This window comes from Pseudomonas sp. H3_C08 (assembly GCF_054669455.1).
Window position 1 is genome coordinate 5,843,314 of sequence record NZ_CP162803.1, and the last position, 19,023, is coordinate 5,862,336.

Sequence of the window (19,023 nt, forward strand, 5' to 3'; positions counted from 1 at the left end):
AAAGGTCTGTAATTTTTTTGTTGGCATATTTTCGATGTCGACATTTAAATATTACTCTTCGAAGGAACACATCATGAGTGAAAGCATGGATGCTACACACGATCAGCAAACCACTGCGCCCATACTCGCAGGCCTTGCCATTATGAAGATCAAGTTTGATGCGAGCGACAATACTCGCACCAAGTCGCTGTTTGGTAATGGCCGGATGCAGGTGAAAGTACAAGTTCTGGTTTCCGGGATAGACGCCAACGGCAATGCCATGCACGTGCCTGCAGATGTAATGGAAAGCATCGAACTGATTCATTACAGCACTGGCAAAACGTTGCGCGACGGCTGGGCCGCAAGCACCGATCAAGGGCGGTTTACGATTGAGGCGCGACCTTCAACCTCCGCCGGAGACGCTCCCGACAACGATCCGGAAAATGACAGCGTCCATCCTCAGGTCCGCACGTTTTGGGTATCCTCATCGAGCGCCGGGACGACCCAGATTGGTGCGCGCCTGTCGCTGAACGGTGAGAGGATTCTCAGTAATGGAACGACACTCTCCAGTGTTCATGACAGTAGTGTAACCATCGAAGCACAACCTCCATCGGCGTACTCCATCGAAGAATTTCGCTGGTATCAAACCCGGCGCGGCGATGAATTGCCCGGCAATCGAATCTGGAGCCATCGTCTTGGGCTCTATCCGCGAGGGCAGCAGATCAAGCTGGTCGATTGGGTTGTAGACGGAGTAGGAGAAGGCGTTGACCATAAGTTTGCGGGGGGTAACAGACTTAATGAAATAAAAACCAATTATATGGAGGTCATTCTTGTTCGCCCTGAAAAACAAAGTGTGACTGTGATCTTGCCGGCTAACGGAGATCCTTTTGTATACACCTTTTTTCCTGACGCCCATACATGGGGTCGAGAGCATTATGATGTGAAGATTCAGAGCGATGGAGAGCTAACCGTCGTGCAAGCCCTGTCCGAATACTCGGAAGCCGGTAAAGGTTCCAAGTACGGAAACAAGCTTCACTTTCTTGCCATTGATGAACACGGTACGGAGCATAGGCTGGCGATTCGCGTAAACTTTTACGAGCGAAATTTATATCTGGAACGAGGCTAAGACTCACCTTCGCTGATGCAATGCCAGTGGATGTAGTAGATATATATGCTTTTTGGCATGGTAACTACCGATAAGCTGTGGTGTTCAATTATCAGGTAATTGCATTCAAAGTGCTTTTGCTTATATCGAGTGTTGGCCCCTTCTGTAATGCGGGGCCAACGCAGCCATATCTCAAGGATGAGCAGCCATGACTGGCAAACCGCCAAAGGTCAAACCTGTACCTGCCCCAATCAAAATCCCCGAATTCAGCGTAGACGGTACTCATCGGCCACCGCCCGGCTCTTCAGCAATGCCGCACCTGTCTATACCCCATCACCTCGAAACGCTGGCCGTTTCCTTCGGGCCTGACTCGATCGCAGTGACGCCAGCGATCAGAGTGAGCGTGAACCCGAGGTCATCTGCGATCGATGAGTTCGCGATGCGTGTCGCGGAGTACTCACTGGCAGATTACTGGATACCCGCACCCAAAATCTTCGGTGAAGCCGATGCGCAAGGCATCAGGATTGTGAAGCAGCGCCAGTACGTGGCCGTGGCCGATGACCATGTCGTGCAAGTGGTGCTGGACGCTGAGAGCGGGCTGTTTCGCGCCACTCTGGCCAGTGAACTCGACCCCTCCGGCCCGCTATTGAAGCCGGACAGCGAAGGCCGGTTCTGGGGGCCGCTGGACAGCGATGTCACCCCCTTCACTGACTCAATCTCAGTACAAACCGCAGAACTTTTTCGGCGGATGGGCCGTTCCGTGGCGCAATTTTCCGCCGCCATGGTTGCACGTGTGCTGGCAGTGAGCGGGGTCAATGAACCAGTGCTGCGCGATGTGCTCATGAATGATCGCCCTGCGCCTTTTTTACTGGAGGACACCATCAGGCGATTCGAACTTGATCAGACGATTCAGGCGCAGGGACGCGGGGCCGCCCCTGAGCGATTTAGGCGGTTCAAGAATCTGGAAGATGCCTTCGAATCCGATTGCGATGAAAACACTTTACGGATGCGCCGGGTGTTTCCACATCTACCGAAAACCGCTGCGCAGGCGATATGGCGCAATATGAGCGCTGCCGAACGTTTACATATGCACAACCTGCCAGGCATGCCTCAGCGAGTGGCGAAAGAGGCACTGGTGGCGCTGCGAGAGATTCGCCTGGCAAGGGCCGTGGAAGGCATTCACTTAGAGGCCGTAGCCAACCCGGACAGTGATCGGTTAGTGCTGCATATGCTCGGAAATCTGGCGAATTGGCCGCGGCAGACGCGTGTCGAGATTCGCCAAAGGACGATGGACGGACATGTCCTGAGCGCTATCGGCGACGCCCGATCACCGTTTCGTCACATACTGATCCGTCAGGATGATGGCTATACCGTTGCAAGCAGCCCGCCGCCACTACCAGGGGCGCACAATCTGTATTCGACAGTCTGGTCTCTGTTGTCGCCAGAGCAGCGTCAGGCGCTCGGTATTTCTGGCAATGGCGGCCGAGCGCTGCAAAAAGTAATCCGTACTCAGCCTTCACCATCGCGCCAAGTGGTGAACGAAGTGCTGCACTTAGCACCACTGGCACTCACAGTCAAGGCTACTAAAACGCAAGACCGGCAAGCGGGACTTTTGCGCGGCGGAGCCGACGTCAGCCCTGAATCGACAAAGTCTTTTGAAAGTCGCGTACGTGATCTTTACCCCGGGATTTCGGACGAAGACGTGGCTGCGTTCATTGACAAGCGCTTACAGCACGATCCCTCTGGAGTTCTGAGGCGGCTGGAAAATGAATTCTCCACGCTGCGTCACGAATTGGAAGTTTGGCGCGTTGAAGCGCCTCCACATCCAACAGAGGGTGTGGAATGGAGCGTCGAGGCGTCTGTCGAGCAATTACAGTTGCGTCAGGGGTTCAGCGAAAAACTGCAATTGGCGTGGCAGCAAAAGATGCTTTCAGAGGAAGACGCAGCAAATGAAAGTTTCAGTTCGTTCATCGATTTCAACGCCGAGTTGCCGCAAATGAGCGCCAGATTCGAGCACGTGACGGAGTTGGTGTTGGAGGCGCGGAATCCAGGCGTGAAATTGGGCAGATTTCTCGACAGTTTCCCCAACCTCAGTTATTTGGTTCTTGAAAAGGTGCGCATGGATGGATTCGCTTCGGGCATTTTCCAAATGCGTGACTTGCGACACCTGATCTTGAAAGACTGTTCACTTCAACTGTCTGAAACCGAAGCGGAGGGGCTTTCGAGAATCGAAACGCTGACCCTGTTGAGGCTTGACGGAAATCCGTTGGGTGTCGTTCCTCATGTGGGGTTCATGCGTCATCTGAAAGAGTTGTATCTGGGTAACGTGGGGCTGACCAGTATTCCCTCCGGTGTAGAGCGACTGAGTAGGCTGAAAATCCTTGATTTATGCGATAACAATATTGTTGATGTCGGTGATGATTTTTTTGAAGTGCCCGATGCGCAAGACATATATGTCGATCTGAAGGGTAATCCGCTAAGCCATGCGGCAATATTACGTATCAGTGAATATCTGCAAAACGCCAGCATGGATAGCAAAATCGTTATCAGAGTTCAGGAGCAGGTGTTTGATGAGGTTTACGAACTTTCCGAATTTTCTGATAGTGGTGTGGGATCTGATAGCGATGGAGGTTGAGCTTTTTTTCATGTGAAAATTATCGCTTGGTAACAGTGTTGATAGGGTCCACTTAAAGTTTCGTTTTCAAACGATTTCTTGATAGTGGGCTTTTTTGTGCGCGAAGACTTTATAGTTGGAGCGTTACGCAGGATGTTTGATTGGTATGGGCGGTGTGATTATTTTTCTGGCGGGTGAGTTGTTTCGATTGTTGTGTTGTTTTAATTGTCTGTTTAAAACCTAACATATGGAAATAAAGCGCTTCTGTTATTTGTCCTTGTTGCGTGTATCAATATGCCGGGTCGAGTGCGTTGTAACGCCTCCTAAATAAGATGGTTAATGGGGTTTTTATATGTCTGAGCAGAACTTGAGTATTCAGCGACTTGAAGTGAAGTTTGATGCTTCTACGATTCGTCATAAGGCTCTTTATGCCAACGGCCGTATGCAAGTCAGGGTTTTGGTGCTGGTTTCGGGAGAAAATTCGCAGGCTGAGGAAGTATCGCTCTATGGGCATCCCGCCCTTCAGACATTGAAGTTGATCAGCTATGACACCTCTGCACCGTTGAGTGGGAATTGGAGCGTCGGAACCCAGGAGAACCGCTACGCCCACGATATGTCAGGTGGTGCGGCCCGCGTTGTGCCGTTGGTGCCAGCGCCGGATAACCGGATATCCGATCCTTCGGAAAGTGTGCAGATTTTCGAGTTTTGGGTTACCAGCAGTCGTCCAGGCTCAATTCAAGTTGCCGCTGAAATTACGCTGCAAGGCGTGAGGTATCGAAGCAATGGTCGCAATGGCTATGACAGCAGTATCACGCTGGAAGCAATCGCTCCCAAGCATTATCCAATCGCTAATTTTGTCGTGAAAAAGACTCGGGTTCTAGAATTGCCCAGTCTTTTTGAGCAGACCGAATTACACAGTATCGCTTTGCATGCGGAAGGTCGGCGGATCAATCTGCTTGATTGGACGAGTTTCGACACCAAATATGACGACGAGTTTGCAACCGAGTTTTTCTCATCGGGTAATGCCCTCGATGTATCGCCAGGACTGAGAAGTTATGTTGCCTTTATTGGACCGATTTATGGTGCACAAGTCACCGCGCGTACTTCGCAGGGATTCCGCTCCGTGACTCAGGATCCGGGCACGATTTCAATACTAAGTCATTTGACGCAAGAGTATCCGAACAAGCCTGAGCACACAGCACAACTGGATTTGCAGGTTTTTGATGAATACGGCACCGAGCACGGAATTCGTATCAATCCCGATGTCGCTAATCGATCCTACCTATTAAGTTGACAGATATTTTCCGTATTAGCTCTGGCTTGGTTATTGCTCTTGGAAGTAAGCGGGACGCTTGCTTTTGTTCTTTTTTCTGAAAATGACAGGAAGTTATCCATGGATAGTCAATCTATTGGGTCTGTGCGGTCTAATGCATTCAATTTCGGCGGTTTTGTGGCTGGTGGCGTTGATCCCCGCACAGGTATATATACCTTGGCTTTGACTCTCGGCTCCATTCGCTCTAGCGATCTAAACGGTCCGTCATTCAATCTTGCTCTGGGCTTTAACCCTCTTAATACGCGTAATGCCGGCTATGGCACAGGGTGGTCGCTGGCGATCAGTCGTTATGACTTGCGCAGTAAGGTCATGACGCTGGCCAGCGGTGAGACGTATAAAGCCTCTGAAACACCCAAGGCTCTATTCTTCAAGGAAATGAAGCTGGAGAGCACCAAGGTTCTGAAAACAGGTGCCGGGCATTATGTTGTTCACTACAAAGATGGCCGGCGAGAAGAACTTGAGGTGTTTGGCACCACTCAGATCGCCGTACCCGCGAGAATCATTGCTGCGAACGGTGCAAGCATCGCTTTAAAGTATGCCTTGTTCAATGAACAACCCAGACTCGTGGAAATAAGGGATGCAAAAAGAGTTTTGCTCAATGTCGGCCGTACGGCTGGCAAGCTTACATTGACCCAGAATCCTGAAACGCTGGACAGCACAGAGTTTTCGATGAAGTTCGATAACGATCGTGTCAGCGGAATCGCCTTGCCGCTAGGTGCTGGTTGGGGTCTGCAGTACGAAATCATTGACGGCATCAGCTATGTGAAACGTGTGGAATCGCCACTTGGGACAGTCGAAATCATTCGCTATAAACGCGCAGGTCACTTGCTTCCTGGGGGAGAACAAAGCCTGCCGTACGTGATAGCTCACGATATTTTCGCCAAGCAAGGACAGCAAAAGATAGTCAAGACTTACACCTATTCGGACCGGAACTACCTAGGCCATGGTGTGGAGACGGACAGCAAGGATGACATTGACTTGGTCTACCGTGCGCAGAGGAAATATCAGTACAGCTCCACCGAACAGTTAATTGTGGGGGAGAAGCTCCATACTCGGACCGAACGCACCTACAACAAATTTCATCTATTGGTCTCTGAAGTGACGCAGTGCGGTGATGCGGTAACTTCGGCTTCTACCGAATATCACTGTGACGTCGCCAAGCCATTTACTGAGCAGGGCGCGCAATTCAGGATGCCCAAGTCCCATACCCTCAGATATGAAAACAGCACGACCGGGAAGAAGCGCACCGAGATATCAACCACTGAGTTCGACTCTGCCGGCAACCTTGTCAGACAAGTGGGTGCCAATGGGGTGACCACGCAGTTTGAATATTACCCAGACACCGAATCAGATGACTGCCCGAAAGATCCTTTGGGTTTTGTCCGCTTTCTGAGACAGAAGACCGTGTTACCAGCGGTTGGGGGCGGAGCATCTACCGTTACTCGCTATCGATATGCTTTGCATCCCGCTCTCGAAGGCGCGACGCACGCCAATGTCGTGCCCATCCAGGAGAGCTTTTGCGAACTGGCCGATGCAAGTGAGACCCTTCGTTCCCAAGTTGACCTGACTTATCTCAATACGCCCAAGGACCCTGCCAGGCACGGCTTGCTGCTACAGCAGTGCGTGACCCGCAATGCCAAGAAGACTCGTATCGATTACTCGTATGTGCTCGACGTTACCAAACTGGAGGTGAAGAAGACCGTGCACGGTTTTGACGGCACCACCAGTTCAAGCAAGCAAATACTCTCGACCCTGAACGGACTGGTAGTGTCCGAGCGAGATGCTGATGGCCGCGTTATCGAGTACGAGTACGACAAGCTTGGCCGCCGTCTACGCAAGACACTTGCACCCGGTACGGCGTACTCCTCCTCTACTCATTGGAGCTATGAGGCTGCCAAAGATAACAAGCCTGCGATGATGATCACGACAGACTCGTCAGGTGGTATGCAAATAGCCAAATACGATGGGCTGGGCCGCATCATGGCGATTCAGGAAAAGGATTGCGATAACCCGGACCCGCAGGGCAACTGCCCAATGCGCACGGTATACAGCACCTTTCATGACCAGTCAGGACGACCAGCGCAGATCATTCATAGCGACTGGTGGGAAGGTCTTCTGCGAGAGTTCAGGACGGAGTTTTCTTACGACAATTGGGGGCAGGTCGCCGAGACACGCCACGGCGACGGACGAATCGAGCATAGCGTGTTCGACCCGATCAGCCGCCAGCAGCAAAACTGGCAGATGGGTATGGGCAAGACGGTCACCGCCGTCAACGCTTTCGGTAAGCCGGACAGTGTCGAGGTGTTCGATCTCAAGGATCAAAGCCTGGGCAAAACCGTTTATGGATATGACGGTTTGGGCCGTACCCTCAGTCAGACCGATCCGGCCGGTAACACGACCCGTTACGAATATGATGTGTTCGACCGGATGGTTCGCAGTGTTCTGCCGGACGGCAATGCTGTGGAAACCATGTTTGCGGCCCATAGCACTGATGAGCTGCCTGTGGAAATTAAAGTGGCGGGTTTGCCATTGGGGCAACAGAGGTTCGATGGTTTGAACCGCGTGACCGAGATTTCGGTGGGGCGGCGTAAGTCGGTCGCCAGTTATGAGGCTGGTTGCAGCCTGCCCAAGTCCTCCACAGATGCCTCGGGTCAGAAGATCGAGTTTGTCCATTCAACAGAGCTGGGCGGATTGTTGACTGAGCGCAAAGCCGTGACCGAGAGGGAAGGTGACGGGTTGACCACTCGATTCACCTACGATGTCCTGAACGGAAAAACCAAGAGCTGCGTCGAACAAGGTCGTGAGCGTCATTTCGAGTATTTTCCCTCCGGTCGCCTGAAGTCGGAAACCACCCGTTACGGCGAACAACGCAAGACAGTTTCCCATACCTATTCTTTCGCCGGCCTGCCCCTGACATACATGGATGTACTGGGTACAAAGCATCAGACCGAGTACGACAACTGGGGACGTAGAACCTCATTCAAGCAAGGCGCGCTGCAGGCTGATTTTTTCTATGACAAGCGCGGCCTGCTGGAGAAGATCGAAACGCGCGACACTTCGACCAAACGTCTGTTGACTACGCGCCTGACCTACGACGATATAGGGCGTGAAACAACTCGAAGTTTTGAAGTCAACGGTTTGCCCACCCAGACGTTGAACTCCAGCTACACCGTGGCCGGCAAACTGGCGCGGAAGGTTTTGAAGCGCGGTGCTTTCGTGCTGCGTGATGAGAGCTTCACTTACGACGTGCGCGGGCGCCTCGCGCAGTACGACTGCAGTGGCAGCCAGCGGCCACGCGATCCATACGGCAAGGAAATCGCCCAGCAAATATTTACATTTGACGCGCTGGACAACATCCAGACGCTGCAAACCACCTTTCCCCAAGGCGTCAACGTAACGACCTTCAGTTTCAGCGAAATAGATCCGGCACAACTTATTGGCGTTATGCACTCCCACGCTGATTATCCCGCGCCAGTCACTCTGGAATACGACGCCAACGGTCGAATGATCAAGGACGATCAGGCACGTACCTTGGCTTATGACGCCTTCGGTCGGCTGACCAAGGTGAGCAACGCGCGAGGGGATGTGTTACGTGGTTTTCACTTTGACGGCTTTGACCGAATTGTCGAACTGTCGCAACCGCGCATGCCTGATGTGCAGCGCTACTACCACCACTCGGAAGTCATTAGCGAAATTCGTGGCGACGATTCGCGCAGTGTCATGCGCAATGGCGGATCGATACTGGGGCAACAACAATTCGGGGCTAACGCTGGCAGCCAGATCTTCGGGACGGATCAACAGCAAACCGTGCTGACCGAGTTGCACAAGGAGCAATGGGAAGACAATGCCTACAGCCCTTATGGACATCGTCCTGCCGAAGGCGGGTTGTTCAGTCTGGCGGGTTTCAACGGCGAGCAACTGGATGCAGTCACAGGTCTGTACCTGCTCGGCAACGGTTACCGGGCCTACAGTCCGACCCTGATGCGGTTCACCAGTCCCGACAGCATGAGTCCGTTTGGTGCGGGCGGTTTGAATGCCTATGCATACTGCCTGGGTGATCCAGTCAATCGCATTGACCCTACGGGACATATTTCCTGGCAGTCGATTGCGGGGATTGCACTGGGGATTATCGGGATTGTCGCCAGTATTGTGACCCTGGGTGCTGCTACGCCATTAGCCCTGTTGGCAATGGGGTTGGGCGTCGCTTCAGGGGTGACTGCCATTGGCAGTGAGATTGCCTATGCGTATGACCCGCAATCCCAGGTCGGCGAAATACTCGGCTGGGTAAGTATGGGGTTAGGTATTGCGTCGGCTGCTGCGGGTGCACTGGCGGTTCGACACGCAGTTGCGCAAACACTGAAGCCGCGCTCGTATCTTGTGAAACTGGCTGACGAGCCGCCGGGCAGGATCGTGGAAAAGGAATACGCGACGTTCGGCATGCCGTTCAAAAAGGAATATGCCAAGTCAGGCAAGACGAGAGGTGCTGCCCCTCAGGCGGAGTCGCCAGCAAACTGGACAGTTATTGAGGATTTCGCCGAACACAATTACCTTGATCAGGGTAAGCGGGGCGAAACGCAGTTTAAGAAGTACCTTGAGTACAAGGCAGAGATTGTTAACCACAATACTCATCCCCGAGAGGCAGCAAAGGTTTTCCCCACGGGCCTGTACGAGAACTATCCCAACTACAAAAGCTTCAAGCCTACTGGTGAGCACAAGGACTTCATGCATGCACACATGCGTGTGACGCATGAGCACCGTACTTTTTTCCTGGTGAATGACAACACCAAGCAAATCATCATCAAGCAAATCGGCACTCACGATCCACAGTGGTGATTTGCAGGATGAGTATCATTGGCCTGGATATGGATCAGTGTGAGCCAAATGCTGACGTAACGCCCACTCCACATGCTCCCTGACCAACTCTGACGGATAATCCCGTCGCGCCTTCAACGCTTCCAGCACCGGAATCGTTGAAGGCGCATTGCCCAGACCGACCGCCAGATTCCGCAACCAGCGCTCATACCCGGCACGCCGCAACGGCGAACCTTCAGTGCTGCTCAAGAACTTCTCCTCATCCCACAAAAACAACTCGGCCAACTCGGCGTTGTCGAGGTTGTGCCGTGGTTTGAAATCGCTTTCCCCGGAAGGCTTGGCGAAACGGTTCCACGGGCAGCAAATCTGACAGTCATCACAGCCGAACACGCGATTGCCGATCAGCGGCCGCAGATCCTCGGGGATTGCGGTTTTCAGCTCGATGGTCAGATAGGAAATGCAGCGCCGCGCGTCCAGCACGTAGGGACCGACGAAAGCATTGGTCGGGCAAATGTCGAGGCACGCAGTGCAGCGGCCGCAGTGTTCGCTGCTGTGCGGTTCGTCCACCGGCAACGGCAGATCGACGAACAGTTCGCTCAGGAAGAAATAACTGCCGGCCTTGCGATTCAGCACCAGAGTGTTTTTGCCGATCCAGCCCAGCCCGGCCTGTTCGGCGATGGCTTTTTCCAGCACCGGGGCGCTGTCGACAAACGCGCGGAAACCGAACGGGCCGATCTGCGCCTGAATCTTGTCGGCCAATTGCTGCACACGTTTACGGATCAATTTGTGGTAATCGCGGCCCAAGGCATAACGCGACACGTAGGCTTTTTCCGGTTGCGCGAGCATTTGCGCCATTTGCGTGTCGCCGGGCAGGTAGTCCATGCGCAGCGAGACCACGCGCAACGTGCCCGGCACCAGTTCTTCGGGGTGCGAGCGTTTGCTGCCATGGGCGCCCATGTAGTCCATTTCGCCGTGGTAGCCGGCCTCGAGCCAGCGCGCGAGGTGCTGCTCATGCTCGGCCAGATCCAGGCCGCTGATGCCGACTTGCTGGAAGCCCAGCTCGCGACCCCAATCCTTGATCGATTGGGCGAGGCCGGGCAGGTCTGTGGTGATGGCGGACATGAGGCGAGAGAAACCGGAGCTGAGGTGCGTATAATTCTGCCAGACATCGGAGCCCGAAGACGCATGCCGCACACGAAAGATGAATTACCCGACGCGCTGTATGGCGCCGCACAGGTGCGCGAACTCGATGCACGGCTGATTGCCGCCGGTACGCCGGGCTTCGAATTGATGCAGCGCGCGGCCCATGCGACGTGGCGCGCATTGGTGCGGCAGTGGCCTTCGGCGACTGAACTGACGGTGCTGGCCGGGCATGGCAACAATGCGGGAGACGGTTATCTGGTTGCGGCCATGGCCCAGCGAGCCGGGTTGCTCGTACGGGTGTTGGCGGTCGGTGATCCCCGGCAATTGCAGGGCGACGCGGCGTCAGCCCATGCCGAGGCCTCGACGCACGGTGTGGCGATTCAGGGCTGGAGCGCTGACAGTGAGTTGCGCGGGGTCATCCTCGATGCCCTGCTCGGCACCGGCCTGAGCGGCGACGTGCGTGAGCCGTATGCCGCCGCGATCAATGCGATCAACGTCAGTGGTTTGCCGGTTGCTGCGGTCGATATCCCTTCCGGATTGTGTGCCGACACTGGGCGAGCGCTGGGTGTCGCGGTCTGTGCCGATCTCACGGTGACCTTTATTGGTCTGAAGCTTGGGCTTTTCACCGGTGACGCGGCGGATCATGTCGGCGCGCTGCTGTTCAACGATTTGCAGGCGCCAGCGGAAACTTACCGTGACATTCCTGTCCGCGCCCAGCGACTCAATGCCGCTAATCTTCCTCGATTGGCGCCGCGCGCGCCGGCGTCGCACAAGGGCCGTTTTGGCCATGTGCTGCTGATCGGTGGCGATCACGGATTTGGCGGGGCAATTCTGCTCAGCACCGAAACGGCTCTGCGCAGCGGCGCGGGCATGGTTTCGCTGGCGACCCGTCCCGAGCATGTGCCAGCAGCCCTGACCCGTGTGCCGGAAGCTATGGTTCTTGGCACCTCATCGGCCAATCAGTTGATGGGGTTGCTGGAAAAAGTCTCGACGCTGGTCGTCGGTCCTGGCCTCGGCCAGGCCAGTTGGGGCCGCGCATTACTGTCGGCGGCGGCCAACGCGGCATTGCCGCAAGTGTGGGATGCCGACGCACTGAACCTGCTGGCCAGCGGTTTCGTTCAATTGCCCAAGGATTGCGTGATCACCCCGCATCCAGGCGAAGCGGCGCGCTTGCTGGGCATCAGCACCGCCGACGTGCAGGCGGATCGTCCGGCAGCAGCGTTGGCGCTGAGCAAAAAATATACAGCAGTGGTGGTGTTGAAAGGCGCAGGCAGCCTGATTGCGCATCCCGGTGGCCGTTTGGCGCTCTGTCACCAAGGTCATCCGACCATGGCCACTGCAGGACTCGGCGACGTACTGGCCGGTTTGACCGGTGCGCTGCTGGCGCAGGGCATGACCGGTTTTGATGCGGCGTGTCTGGCGGTCTGGCTGCACGCCAATGCCGGTCAGCAACAAGGAAAATTCGGCCGTGGGCTGGCGGCCAGTGATCTGATTCCAGCCATTCGTCAGTTGTTGGAGGAGCAAGCACCGTGTCTGAAGTAACCCTGTACCTGGCCGATGAACAGGCCATGAGCGACTTTGGCGCACGGATCGCCCGCGTGACCCAGGGCCATGGCCTGATTTTTCTCGAAGGCAACCTGGGCATGGGCAAAACCACCCTGTCGCGGGGCATCATTCGCGGCTTGGGCCATGTTGGTGCGGTAAAAAGTCCGACCTTCACCTTGGTTGAACCCTACGAAATCGGTGAGATCCGCGCCTTCCACTTCGATCTGTATCGTCTGGTCGATCCGGAAGAACTGGAGTTTCTCGGCATCCGCGACTACTTCGAAGACGACGCGATGTGTCTGATCGAATGGCCCGATAAAGGTGCAGGCTTTTTGCCAAAGCCTGACCTGACCATTACCATTAGCCCGCAAGACAGCGGGCGTTCGCTGAAAATTTTATCCCAGGGCTCGCGTGGCGAGGCCTGGTGTGCCGCTTTGGCGTTGGAATCCAATTAAATGATGGGGTTAGGTATGCGCTTTCGCGCGTTGGTGGCTGCCGCTGGACTGTTGTTGATGGCAGTGACTGTCAACGCCGTGGCCGATTCAAAGGTCAATAGCGTGCGCCTGTGGCGGGCGCCGGATAACACGCGACTGGTCTTCGACCTGAGCGGCCCGGTGCAGCACAGCGTGTTTACCCTGACCGCGCCGGATCGTCTGGTGATCGACATCAACGGTGCCACCCTCGGTGCACCGCTGAATGTGCAGACCGCAAACACGCCGATCACCGCAATGCGCTCGGCCCAGCGCACGCCGACTGATCTGCGCGTGGTCATCGACCTGAAAAAAGCCGTCACCCCGAAAAGCTTCTCGCTGGCGCCGAACGCGCAGTACGGCAACCGCCTGGTGGTCGACCTGTTCGATAACCCGGCCGACGCCGCACCGCCGCCTGCGCCGACGCCGCAGGTCGCGACTGTGCCAGCGGTGCCGGTAACCCCGACCGAACCGGCAATCAAGTTGCCGCCAGCCCCGGCCGGCAAGCGCGACATTATTGTGGTGATCGACGCCGGCCACGGTGGCGAAGACCCGGGCGCATCCGGTTCGCGCGGTCAGCGTGAGAAAGACGTAGTGCTGCAGATCGCTCGCGAACTGCAGCGTCAGGTCAACGGCATGAAAGGCTTCCGTGCCGAATTGACCCGTACCGGCGACTACTTCATCCCGTTGCGCGGCCGTACCGAAATCGCTCGCAAGAAAGGCGCCGACCTGTTCGTCTCGATTCATGCTGACGCCGCGCCGTCTGCGGCCGCCTTCGGCGCTTCGGTGTTTGCCCTGTCTGATCGCGGCGCAACTTCCGAGACCGCGCGTTGGCTGGCCGACAGCGAAAACCGTTCCGACTTGATCGGTGGTGCCGGCAACGTCAGCCTCGACGACAAGGACCGCATGCTCGCCGGCGTATTGCTCGACCTGTCGATGACCGCCTCGCTGACTTCCAGCCTCAACGTCGGCCAGAAAGTCCTGACCAACATCGGCCGCGTCACGCCGCTGCACAAACAGCGTGTGGAACAGGCCGGGTTCATGGTGTTGAAGTCGCCGGACATCCCGTCGATTCTGGTCGAAACCGGGTTTATCTCCAACGCCAACGAAGCCAACAAGCTCTCGGCATCGAGCCACCAGCAAGCGTTGGCCCGTTCGATCAGCAGCGGCGTGCGCCAGTTCTTCCAGCAGAACCCGCCACCGGGCACTTACATCGCCTGGCTGCGTGATTCCGGCAAGATCGCTCAAGGCCCGCGCGATCATCGCGTCGGTCCGGGTGAAACGCTGGCGATGATCGGCGTGCGCTATCAGGTGTCGCCGGCCACGCTGCGCGCTGCCAACAATCTGAAAAGCGATGAACTGAAAGTCGGTCAGCACTTGACCATTCCTGGCACCGAACTGGCGTCCAAAGAATGAACGAAGTGCTGAACGCTGCTGCCCGCATCGAACTGCTCAGCCCACGGCTGGCGAACCAGATCGCCGCCGGTGAGGTGGTTGAACGTCCGGCCTCGGTGATCAAGGAACTGCTGGAAAACAGCCTCGATTCCGGCGCCAAGCGTATTGATGTCGATGTCGAGCAGGGCGGGGTCAAGTTGCTGCGGGTGCGTGACGATGGCAGCGGCATCTCTGCCGATGACCTGCCGCTGGCCCTGGCCCGTCACGCCACCAGCAAGATTCGCAACCTGGAAGACCTTGAGCAGGTGATGAGCCTCGGTTTCCGGGGTGAGGCGCTGGCCTCGATCAGCTCCGTGGCGCGCCTGACGCTGACCTCGCGTACTCGCGATGCCGATCAAGCCTGGCAAGTCGAAACCGAAGGCCGCGACATGGCACCTCGGGTGCAACCGGCAGCGCATCCGGTCGGCACTTCCGTGGAAGTTCGCGACCTGTTCTTCAACACCCCGGCGCGACGCAAATTCCTCAAGACCGAAAAAACCGAGTTCGATCACCTGCAAGAAGTGATCAAGCGTCTGGCGCTGGCGCGTTTCGACGTGGCTTTCCATCTGCGGCATAACGGCAAGACCATTCTCAGCCTGCACGAAGCCCACGATGACGCGGCCCGCGCCCGGCGTGTGGCGGCGATCTGCGGTTCGGGTTTCCTCGAGCAGGCGCTGCCGATCGAGATCGAGCGCAACGGCTTGCACCTGTGGGGCTGGGTTGGTTTGCCGACCTTCAACCGCAGTCAGGCGGATCTGCAGTATTTCTTTGTGAATGGCCGGGCGGTGCGCGACAAACTTGTGGCTCACGCCGTGCGTCAGGCCTATCGCGACGTGCTGTTCAACGGCCGTCACCCGACGTTTGCGCTGTTTTTTGAAGTCGATCCGGCGGCGGTCGACGTCAACGTGCACCCGACCAAACACGAAGTGCGCTTCCGTGACGGGCGCATGGTGCATGACTTCCTTTATGGCACGTTGCACCGTGCTTTGGGCGACGTGCGTCCGGAAGATCAGCTTGCCGGTTCCGTGACCACAGCTGTTGTGCGGCCAACGGGCCTCGATGCCGGTGAGTTCGGCCCGCAGGGTGAAATGCGTCTGGCGGCCAATGCGCTGTTGGAGCAACCGCAGGCACAACCGGCGTTCAATACCTCGTCCGGCGCCAGCGCTGGCGGGGCTTACCAGTATCAATACACGCCACGCCCACAATCAGCGGTACCGCCGGCTGCCGAGGCTCAGGCTGCGTATCGCGAGTTTTTCGCGCCGCTGCCTGAGGCTAATGCCAACGCGCTGCCGGCCGGGCAGGAAGATATTCCTCCGCTGGGTTATGCCTTGGCGCAGTTGAAAGGTATCTACATTCTTTCCGAAAACGCCCAAGGGCTGGTGCTGGTGGACATGCACGCTGCTCACGAGCGGATCATGTACGAACGCCTGAAAATCGCCATGGCCAGCGAGGGCCTCAGTGGGCAGCCATTGTTGGTGCCGGAATCCCTGGCCGTTAGCCAGCGCGAGGCCGATTGCGCTGAAGAGCACGCGGCATGGTTCCAGCGTCTGGGGTTCGAGCTGCAGCGTCTGGGCCCGGAAACCCTGGCGATCCGCCAAATCCCGGCGTTGTTGAAACAGGCCGAAGCCAACCGTCTGGTCGGCGATGTCCTGTCGGACTTGATGGAGTACGGCACCAGCGACCGGATTCAGGCACACCTCAACGAATTGCTCGGCACCATGGCCTGCCACGGCGCGATCCGCGCCAACCGGCGTTTGGCCCTGCCGGAAATGAACGGCCTGCTGCGCGACATGGAAAACACCGAGCGCAGCGGTCAATGCAACCATGGCCGACCGACCTGGACCCAATTGGGCCTGGACGATCTGGACAAACTGTTTCTGCGCGGTCGTTGATGAGCCAGCTTCCTCCAGCGATTTTCCTGATGGGCCCGACCGCTGCGGGCAAGACCGATCTAGCCATCGAGCTGACCAGGGTGCTGCCGTGCGAGTTGATCAGTGTCGATTCAGCGCTGGTCTATCGCGGCATGGACATTGGCACGGCCAAGCCTTCGAAAGAACTGCTGGCCGAATATCCGCACCGCTTGATCGATATTCTCGACCCGGCTGAGGCTTATTCGGCTGCGGATTTCCGTCGCGATGCCCTGCAAGCCATGGCCGAGATCACCGCGCGCGGAAAAATTCCGCTGCTGGTCGGCGGTACGATGCTCTATTACAAGGCTTTGGTCGAAGGTCTGGCGGATATGCCAGCGGCCGATGCCGATGTTCGCGCGCAGATCGAAGAAGAGGCTGCACGCCTCGGTTGGCAAGCCTTGCACGATCAATTGGCGAGCATTGACCCGGTGTCAGCGGCGCGCATTCACCCGAACGATCCGCAGCGCTTGAGTCGCGCGCTGGAAGTTTATCGAGTCAGCGGTCAGAGCATGACCGAGCTGCGTCAGCAACAATCTGCGCAAAGTACTGAAGCAGCCGCTTCGGGACTGCAACAATTGCCCTATACTGTCGCGAACTTGGCCATTGCCCCGGCGAATCGTCAGGTATTGCACGAGCGCATTAAACAAAGATTCACAAATATGTTGGAACAGGGGTTCCTCGACGAGGTCGTAGCCCTGCGTAAAAGAAGTGACCTGCATTCGGGGTTGCCGTCTATACGTGCGGTAGGCTACCGCCAAGTCTGGGACTACCTGGATGGCAAGCTGACGTTGGCCGAAATGCAGGAGCGCGGCATCATAGCCACGCGCCAATTGGCCAAACGCCAGTTCACCTGGCTGCGCAGCTGGGAAGATATACACTGGCTGGACAGTCTTGATTGCGACAATCTGCCACGCGCCTTGAAATACCTTGGGACCATCTCCATATTGAGCTGAGTCCTTGCAATTGCCGTCTATCCTTGGGGGTGTGGCGGCCAAAGCCATCTGAATTACCTATTTTTTATTATTGAATCCTTAAAGGAGTGCGGCACATGTCAAAAGGGCATTCGCTACAAGACCCTTACTTGAATACTTTACGTAAAGAGAAAGTTGGGGTTTCCATCTACCTGGTCAACGGTATCAAACTGCAAGGCACGATCGAGTCGTTCGACCAATTCGTGATCCTGCTGAAAAACACCGTAAGCCAGATGGTTTACAAACACGCTATCTCGACAGTAGTGCCGGTTCGTCCAATTCGTCTGCCTAGCGCAACCGAATCCGAAGCAGGTGACGCTGAGCCAGGTAACGCCTGATAGGAGTCTCCTTTGTTCTTTGAGCGCCACGGTGGTGGTGAACGAGTGATCCTCGTTCACTTGGATGGACAGGACCCTGAGGCGCGCGAAGATCCGCAGGAGTTTCAGGAATTGGCTAATTCGGCCGGCGCCGAGACCGTTGCGTTTTTTAACGTGCCGCGTCATCGGCCAACCGCCAAATTTCTGATCGGCAGCGGCAAGGTCGAGGAACTGCGCGACCTGGTCAAGGCTGAAGAAGCCGATCTGGTGATTTTCAATCACATCCTCACGCCCAGTCAGGAACGTAACCTCGAACGTGTTTTCGAGTGTCGCGTGATCGACCGTACCGGTCTGATTCTCGATATTTTCGCCCAACGCGCCCGTACCCATGAAGGCAAGCTCCAGGTCGAACTGGCCCAGCTTGACCACATGAGCACGCGCCTGGTTCGCGGCTGGACTCACCTTGAGCGTCAGGGTGGCGGCATCGGCATGCGCGGCCCGGGTGAGACCCAGCTGGAAACTGACCGCCGTTTGCTGCGGGTCCGCCTGCGCCAGATCAAGGGTCGGCTGGAGAAGGTGCGCAGCCAGCGCGAGCAATCGCGACGTGGCCGCTCCCGTGCGGATATCCCTACCGTGTCTTTGGTGGGATATACCAACGCCGGCAAATCGACACTCTTCAACAATGTGACGAAATCCGATGTTTACGCGGCCGACCAGTTGTTCGCCACACTGGACCCGACGCTGCGCCGTCTGGATCTGGACGACCTGGGGCCGATTGTTCTGGCGGATACGGTAGGCTTCATTCGTCACCTGCCGCACAAGCTGGTCGAAGCATTTCGGTCTACCCTCGAAGAGTCGGCCAACTCCGACCTGTTGTTGCACGTGATCGATGCGGCCGAACCGGATCGCATGTTGCAGATCGAGCAGGTGATGGTGGTGCTGGGCGAGATTGGTGCCCAGGACTTGCCGATACTCGAGGTCTATAACAAACTCGATTTGCTTGAAGGCGTTGAGCCACAAATCCAGCGCGACGAAAACGGCAAGCCCCAGCGGGTCTGGCTTTCGGCGCGTGATGGCAGTGGTCTGGAATTGCTTGAACAAGCCATTGCCGAATTGCTCGGCAGTGATTTGTTCATCGGTACATTGCGCTTGCCGCAACGATTCGCCCGACTGCGTGCGCAGTTTTTCGAACTCGGTGCGGTGCAGAAAGAAGAGCATGACGAAGAAGGCATCAGCCTGCTGGCCGTTCGTTTGCCCCGGGTCGAGTTGAATCGACTGGTAAGCCGCGAAGGATTGCAGCCGATGGAGTTCATCGAGCAACACACTTTGCAATAAAAGCCTGAAGAAGCGGTTGTGCCGTAACGGCAGGCATTCTGTAGCATTGGTCGGC

General features: G+C 56.4%; 12 protein-coding genes. 11 read left to right on the forward strand and 1 reads right to left on the reverse strand.

Annotated features, from left to right (window positions below):
- The first annotated feature begins 73 nt into the window (after nucleotides 1-73).
- The 4 genes from AB4N74_RS26615 (at nucleotide 74) to AB4N74_RS26630 (ending at nucleotide 9,864) form a co-directional block, all read left to right on the forward strand.
- Complete coding sequence (locus tag AB4N74_RS26615; protein ID WP_460097725.1) at nucleotides 74-1,105, forward strand: hypothetical protein; 1,032 nt, start codon at nucleotides 74-76, stop codon at nucleotides 1,103-1,105.
- Nucleotides 1,106-1,292: 187 nt separating this feature from the next.
- Nucleotides 1,293-3,719, forward strand: a complete 2,427-nt coding sequence (locus AB4N74_RS26620) for a leucine-rich repeat domain-containing protein (RefSeq protein WP_460097727.1) — start codon at nucleotides 1,293-1,295, stop codon at nucleotides 3,717-3,719.
- A gap of 331 nt (nucleotides 3,720-4,050) precedes the next feature.
- A complete protein-coding gene (locus AB4N74_RS26625; protein ID WP_093430174.1) occupies nucleotides 4,051-4,992 on the forward strand; it encodes a hypothetical protein in 942 nt (313 codons plus the stop codon).
- A 99-nt stretch (nucleotides 4,993-5,091) separates the two neighbouring features.
- Complete coding sequence (locus AB4N74_RS26630; RefSeq protein WP_320335916.1) at nucleotides 5,092-9,864, forward strand: RHS repeat-associated core domain-containing protein; 4,773 nt, start codon at nucleotides 5,092-5,094, stop codon at nucleotides 9,862-9,864.
- A gap of 15 nt (nucleotides 9,865-9,879) precedes the next feature.
- On the opposite strand, the gene queG is transcribed toward AB4N74_RS26630, so the two are convergent.
- Entirely contained in the window at nucleotides 9,880-10,965 is a 1,086-nt protein-coding gene (gene queG / locus AB4N74_RS26635; protein ID WP_460097729.1) for a tRNA epoxyqueuosine(34) reductase QueG, read from the reverse strand.
- A gap of 63 nt (nucleotides 10,966-11,028) precedes the next feature.
- On the opposite strand from queG, the gene AB4N74_RS26640 reads away from it, so the two are divergent.
- From AB4N74_RS26640 to hflX, 7 genes are all read left to right on the forward strand, one after another.
- On the forward strand, nucleotides 11,029-12,528 hold the full coding sequence (locus tag AB4N74_RS26640) for an NAD(P)H-hydrate dehydratase (RefSeq protein WP_427120003.1): 1,500 nt from the start codon (nucleotides 11,029-11,031) through the stop codon (nucleotides 12,526-12,528).
- Nucleotides 12,516-12,986 carry a tRNA (adenosine(37)-N6)-threonylcarbamoyltransferase complex ATPase subunit type 1 TsaE gene (gene tsaE, locus AB4N74_RS26645; protein ID WP_093430177.1) on the forward strand — a complete coding sequence of 157 codons (471 nt, stop codon included), beginning with the start codon at nucleotides 12,516-12,518 and terminating at the stop codon, nucleotides 12,984-12,986. The genes AB4N74_RS26640 and tsaE overlap by 13 nt, the downstream gene beginning before the upstream one ends.
- Nucleotides 12,987-13,043: 57 nt before the next feature.
- On the forward strand, nucleotides 13,044-14,417 hold the full coding sequence (locus AB4N74_RS26650) for an N-acetylmuramoyl-L-alanine amidase (RefSeq protein ID WP_371748301.1): 1,374 nt from the start codon (nucleotides 13,044-13,046) through the stop codon (nucleotides 14,415-14,417).
- 8 nt (nucleotides 14,418-14,425) lie between these two features.
- Nucleotides 14,426-16,327, forward strand: a complete 1,902-nt coding sequence (gene mutL / locus AB4N74_RS26655; RefSeq protein ID WP_175559558.1) for a DNA mismatch repair endonuclease MutL — start codon at nucleotides 14,426-14,428, stop codon at nucleotides 16,325-16,327.
- Nucleotides 16,327-17,298, forward strand: a complete 972-nt coding sequence (gene miaA / locus AB4N74_RS26660) for a tRNA (adenosine(37)-N6)-dimethylallyltransferase MiaA (protein ID WP_257356905.1) — start codon at nucleotides 16,327-16,329, stop codon at nucleotides 17,296-17,298. The genes mutL and miaA overlap by 1 nt, the downstream gene beginning before the upstream one ends.
- Before the next feature lie 95 nt (nucleotides 17,299-17,393).
- Entirely contained in the window at nucleotides 17,394-17,654 is a 261-nt protein-coding gene (gene hfq / locus AB4N74_RS26665) for an RNA chaperone Hfq (protein ID WP_007902656.1), read from the forward strand.
- 12 nt (nucleotides 17,655-17,666) lie between these two features.
- Nucleotides 17,667-18,968 (forward strand): ribosome rescue GTPase HflX, encoded by a 1,302-nt coding sequence (hflX, locus tag AB4N74_RS26670; protein ID WP_093430181.1) that lies wholly within the window; start codon nucleotides 17,667-17,669, stop codon nucleotides 18,966-18,968.
- Nucleotides 18,969-19,023: the final 55 nt, after the last annotated feature.

Excerpts from the sequence above, each read along its gene's own strand:
- AB4N74_RS26615 (WP_460097725.1), top strand. The coding sequence starts at position 74 with ATGAGTGAAAGCATGGATGCTACACACGATCAGCAAACCACTGCGCCC.
- AB4N74_RS26650 (WP_371748301.1), top strand. The coding sequence starts at position 13,044 with ATGGCAGTGACTGTCAACGCCGTGGCCGATTCAAAGGTCAATAGCGTG.
- queG (WP_460097729.1), bottom strand. The coding sequence starts at position 10,965 with ATGTCCGCCATCACCACAGACCTGCCCGGCCTCGCCCAATCGATCAAG.
- hfq (WP_007902656.1), top strand. The coding sequence starts at position 17,394 with ATGTCAAAAGGGCATTCGCTACAAGACCCTTACTTGAATACTTTACGT.
- miaA (WP_257356905.1), top strand. The coding sequence starts at position 16,327 with ATGAGCCAGCTTCCTCCAGCGATTTTCCTGATGGGCCCGACCGCTGCG.
- AB4N74_RS26620 (WP_460097727.1), top strand. The coding sequence starts at position 1,293 with ATGACTGGCAAACCGCCAAAGGTCAAACCTGTACCTGCCCCAATCAAA.
- AB4N74_RS26625 (WP_093430174.1), top strand. The coding sequence starts at position 4,051 with ATGTCTGAGCAGAACTTGAGTATTCAGCGACTTGAAGTGAAGTTTGAT.
- AB4N74_RS26640 (WP_427120003.1), top strand. The coding sequence starts at position 11,029 with ATGCCGCACACGAAAGATGAATTACCCGACGCGCTGTATGGCGCCGCA.
- AB4N74_RS26630 (WP_320335916.1), top strand. The coding sequence starts at position 5,092 with ATGGATAGTCAATCTATTGGGTCTGTGCGGTCTAATGCATTCAATTTC.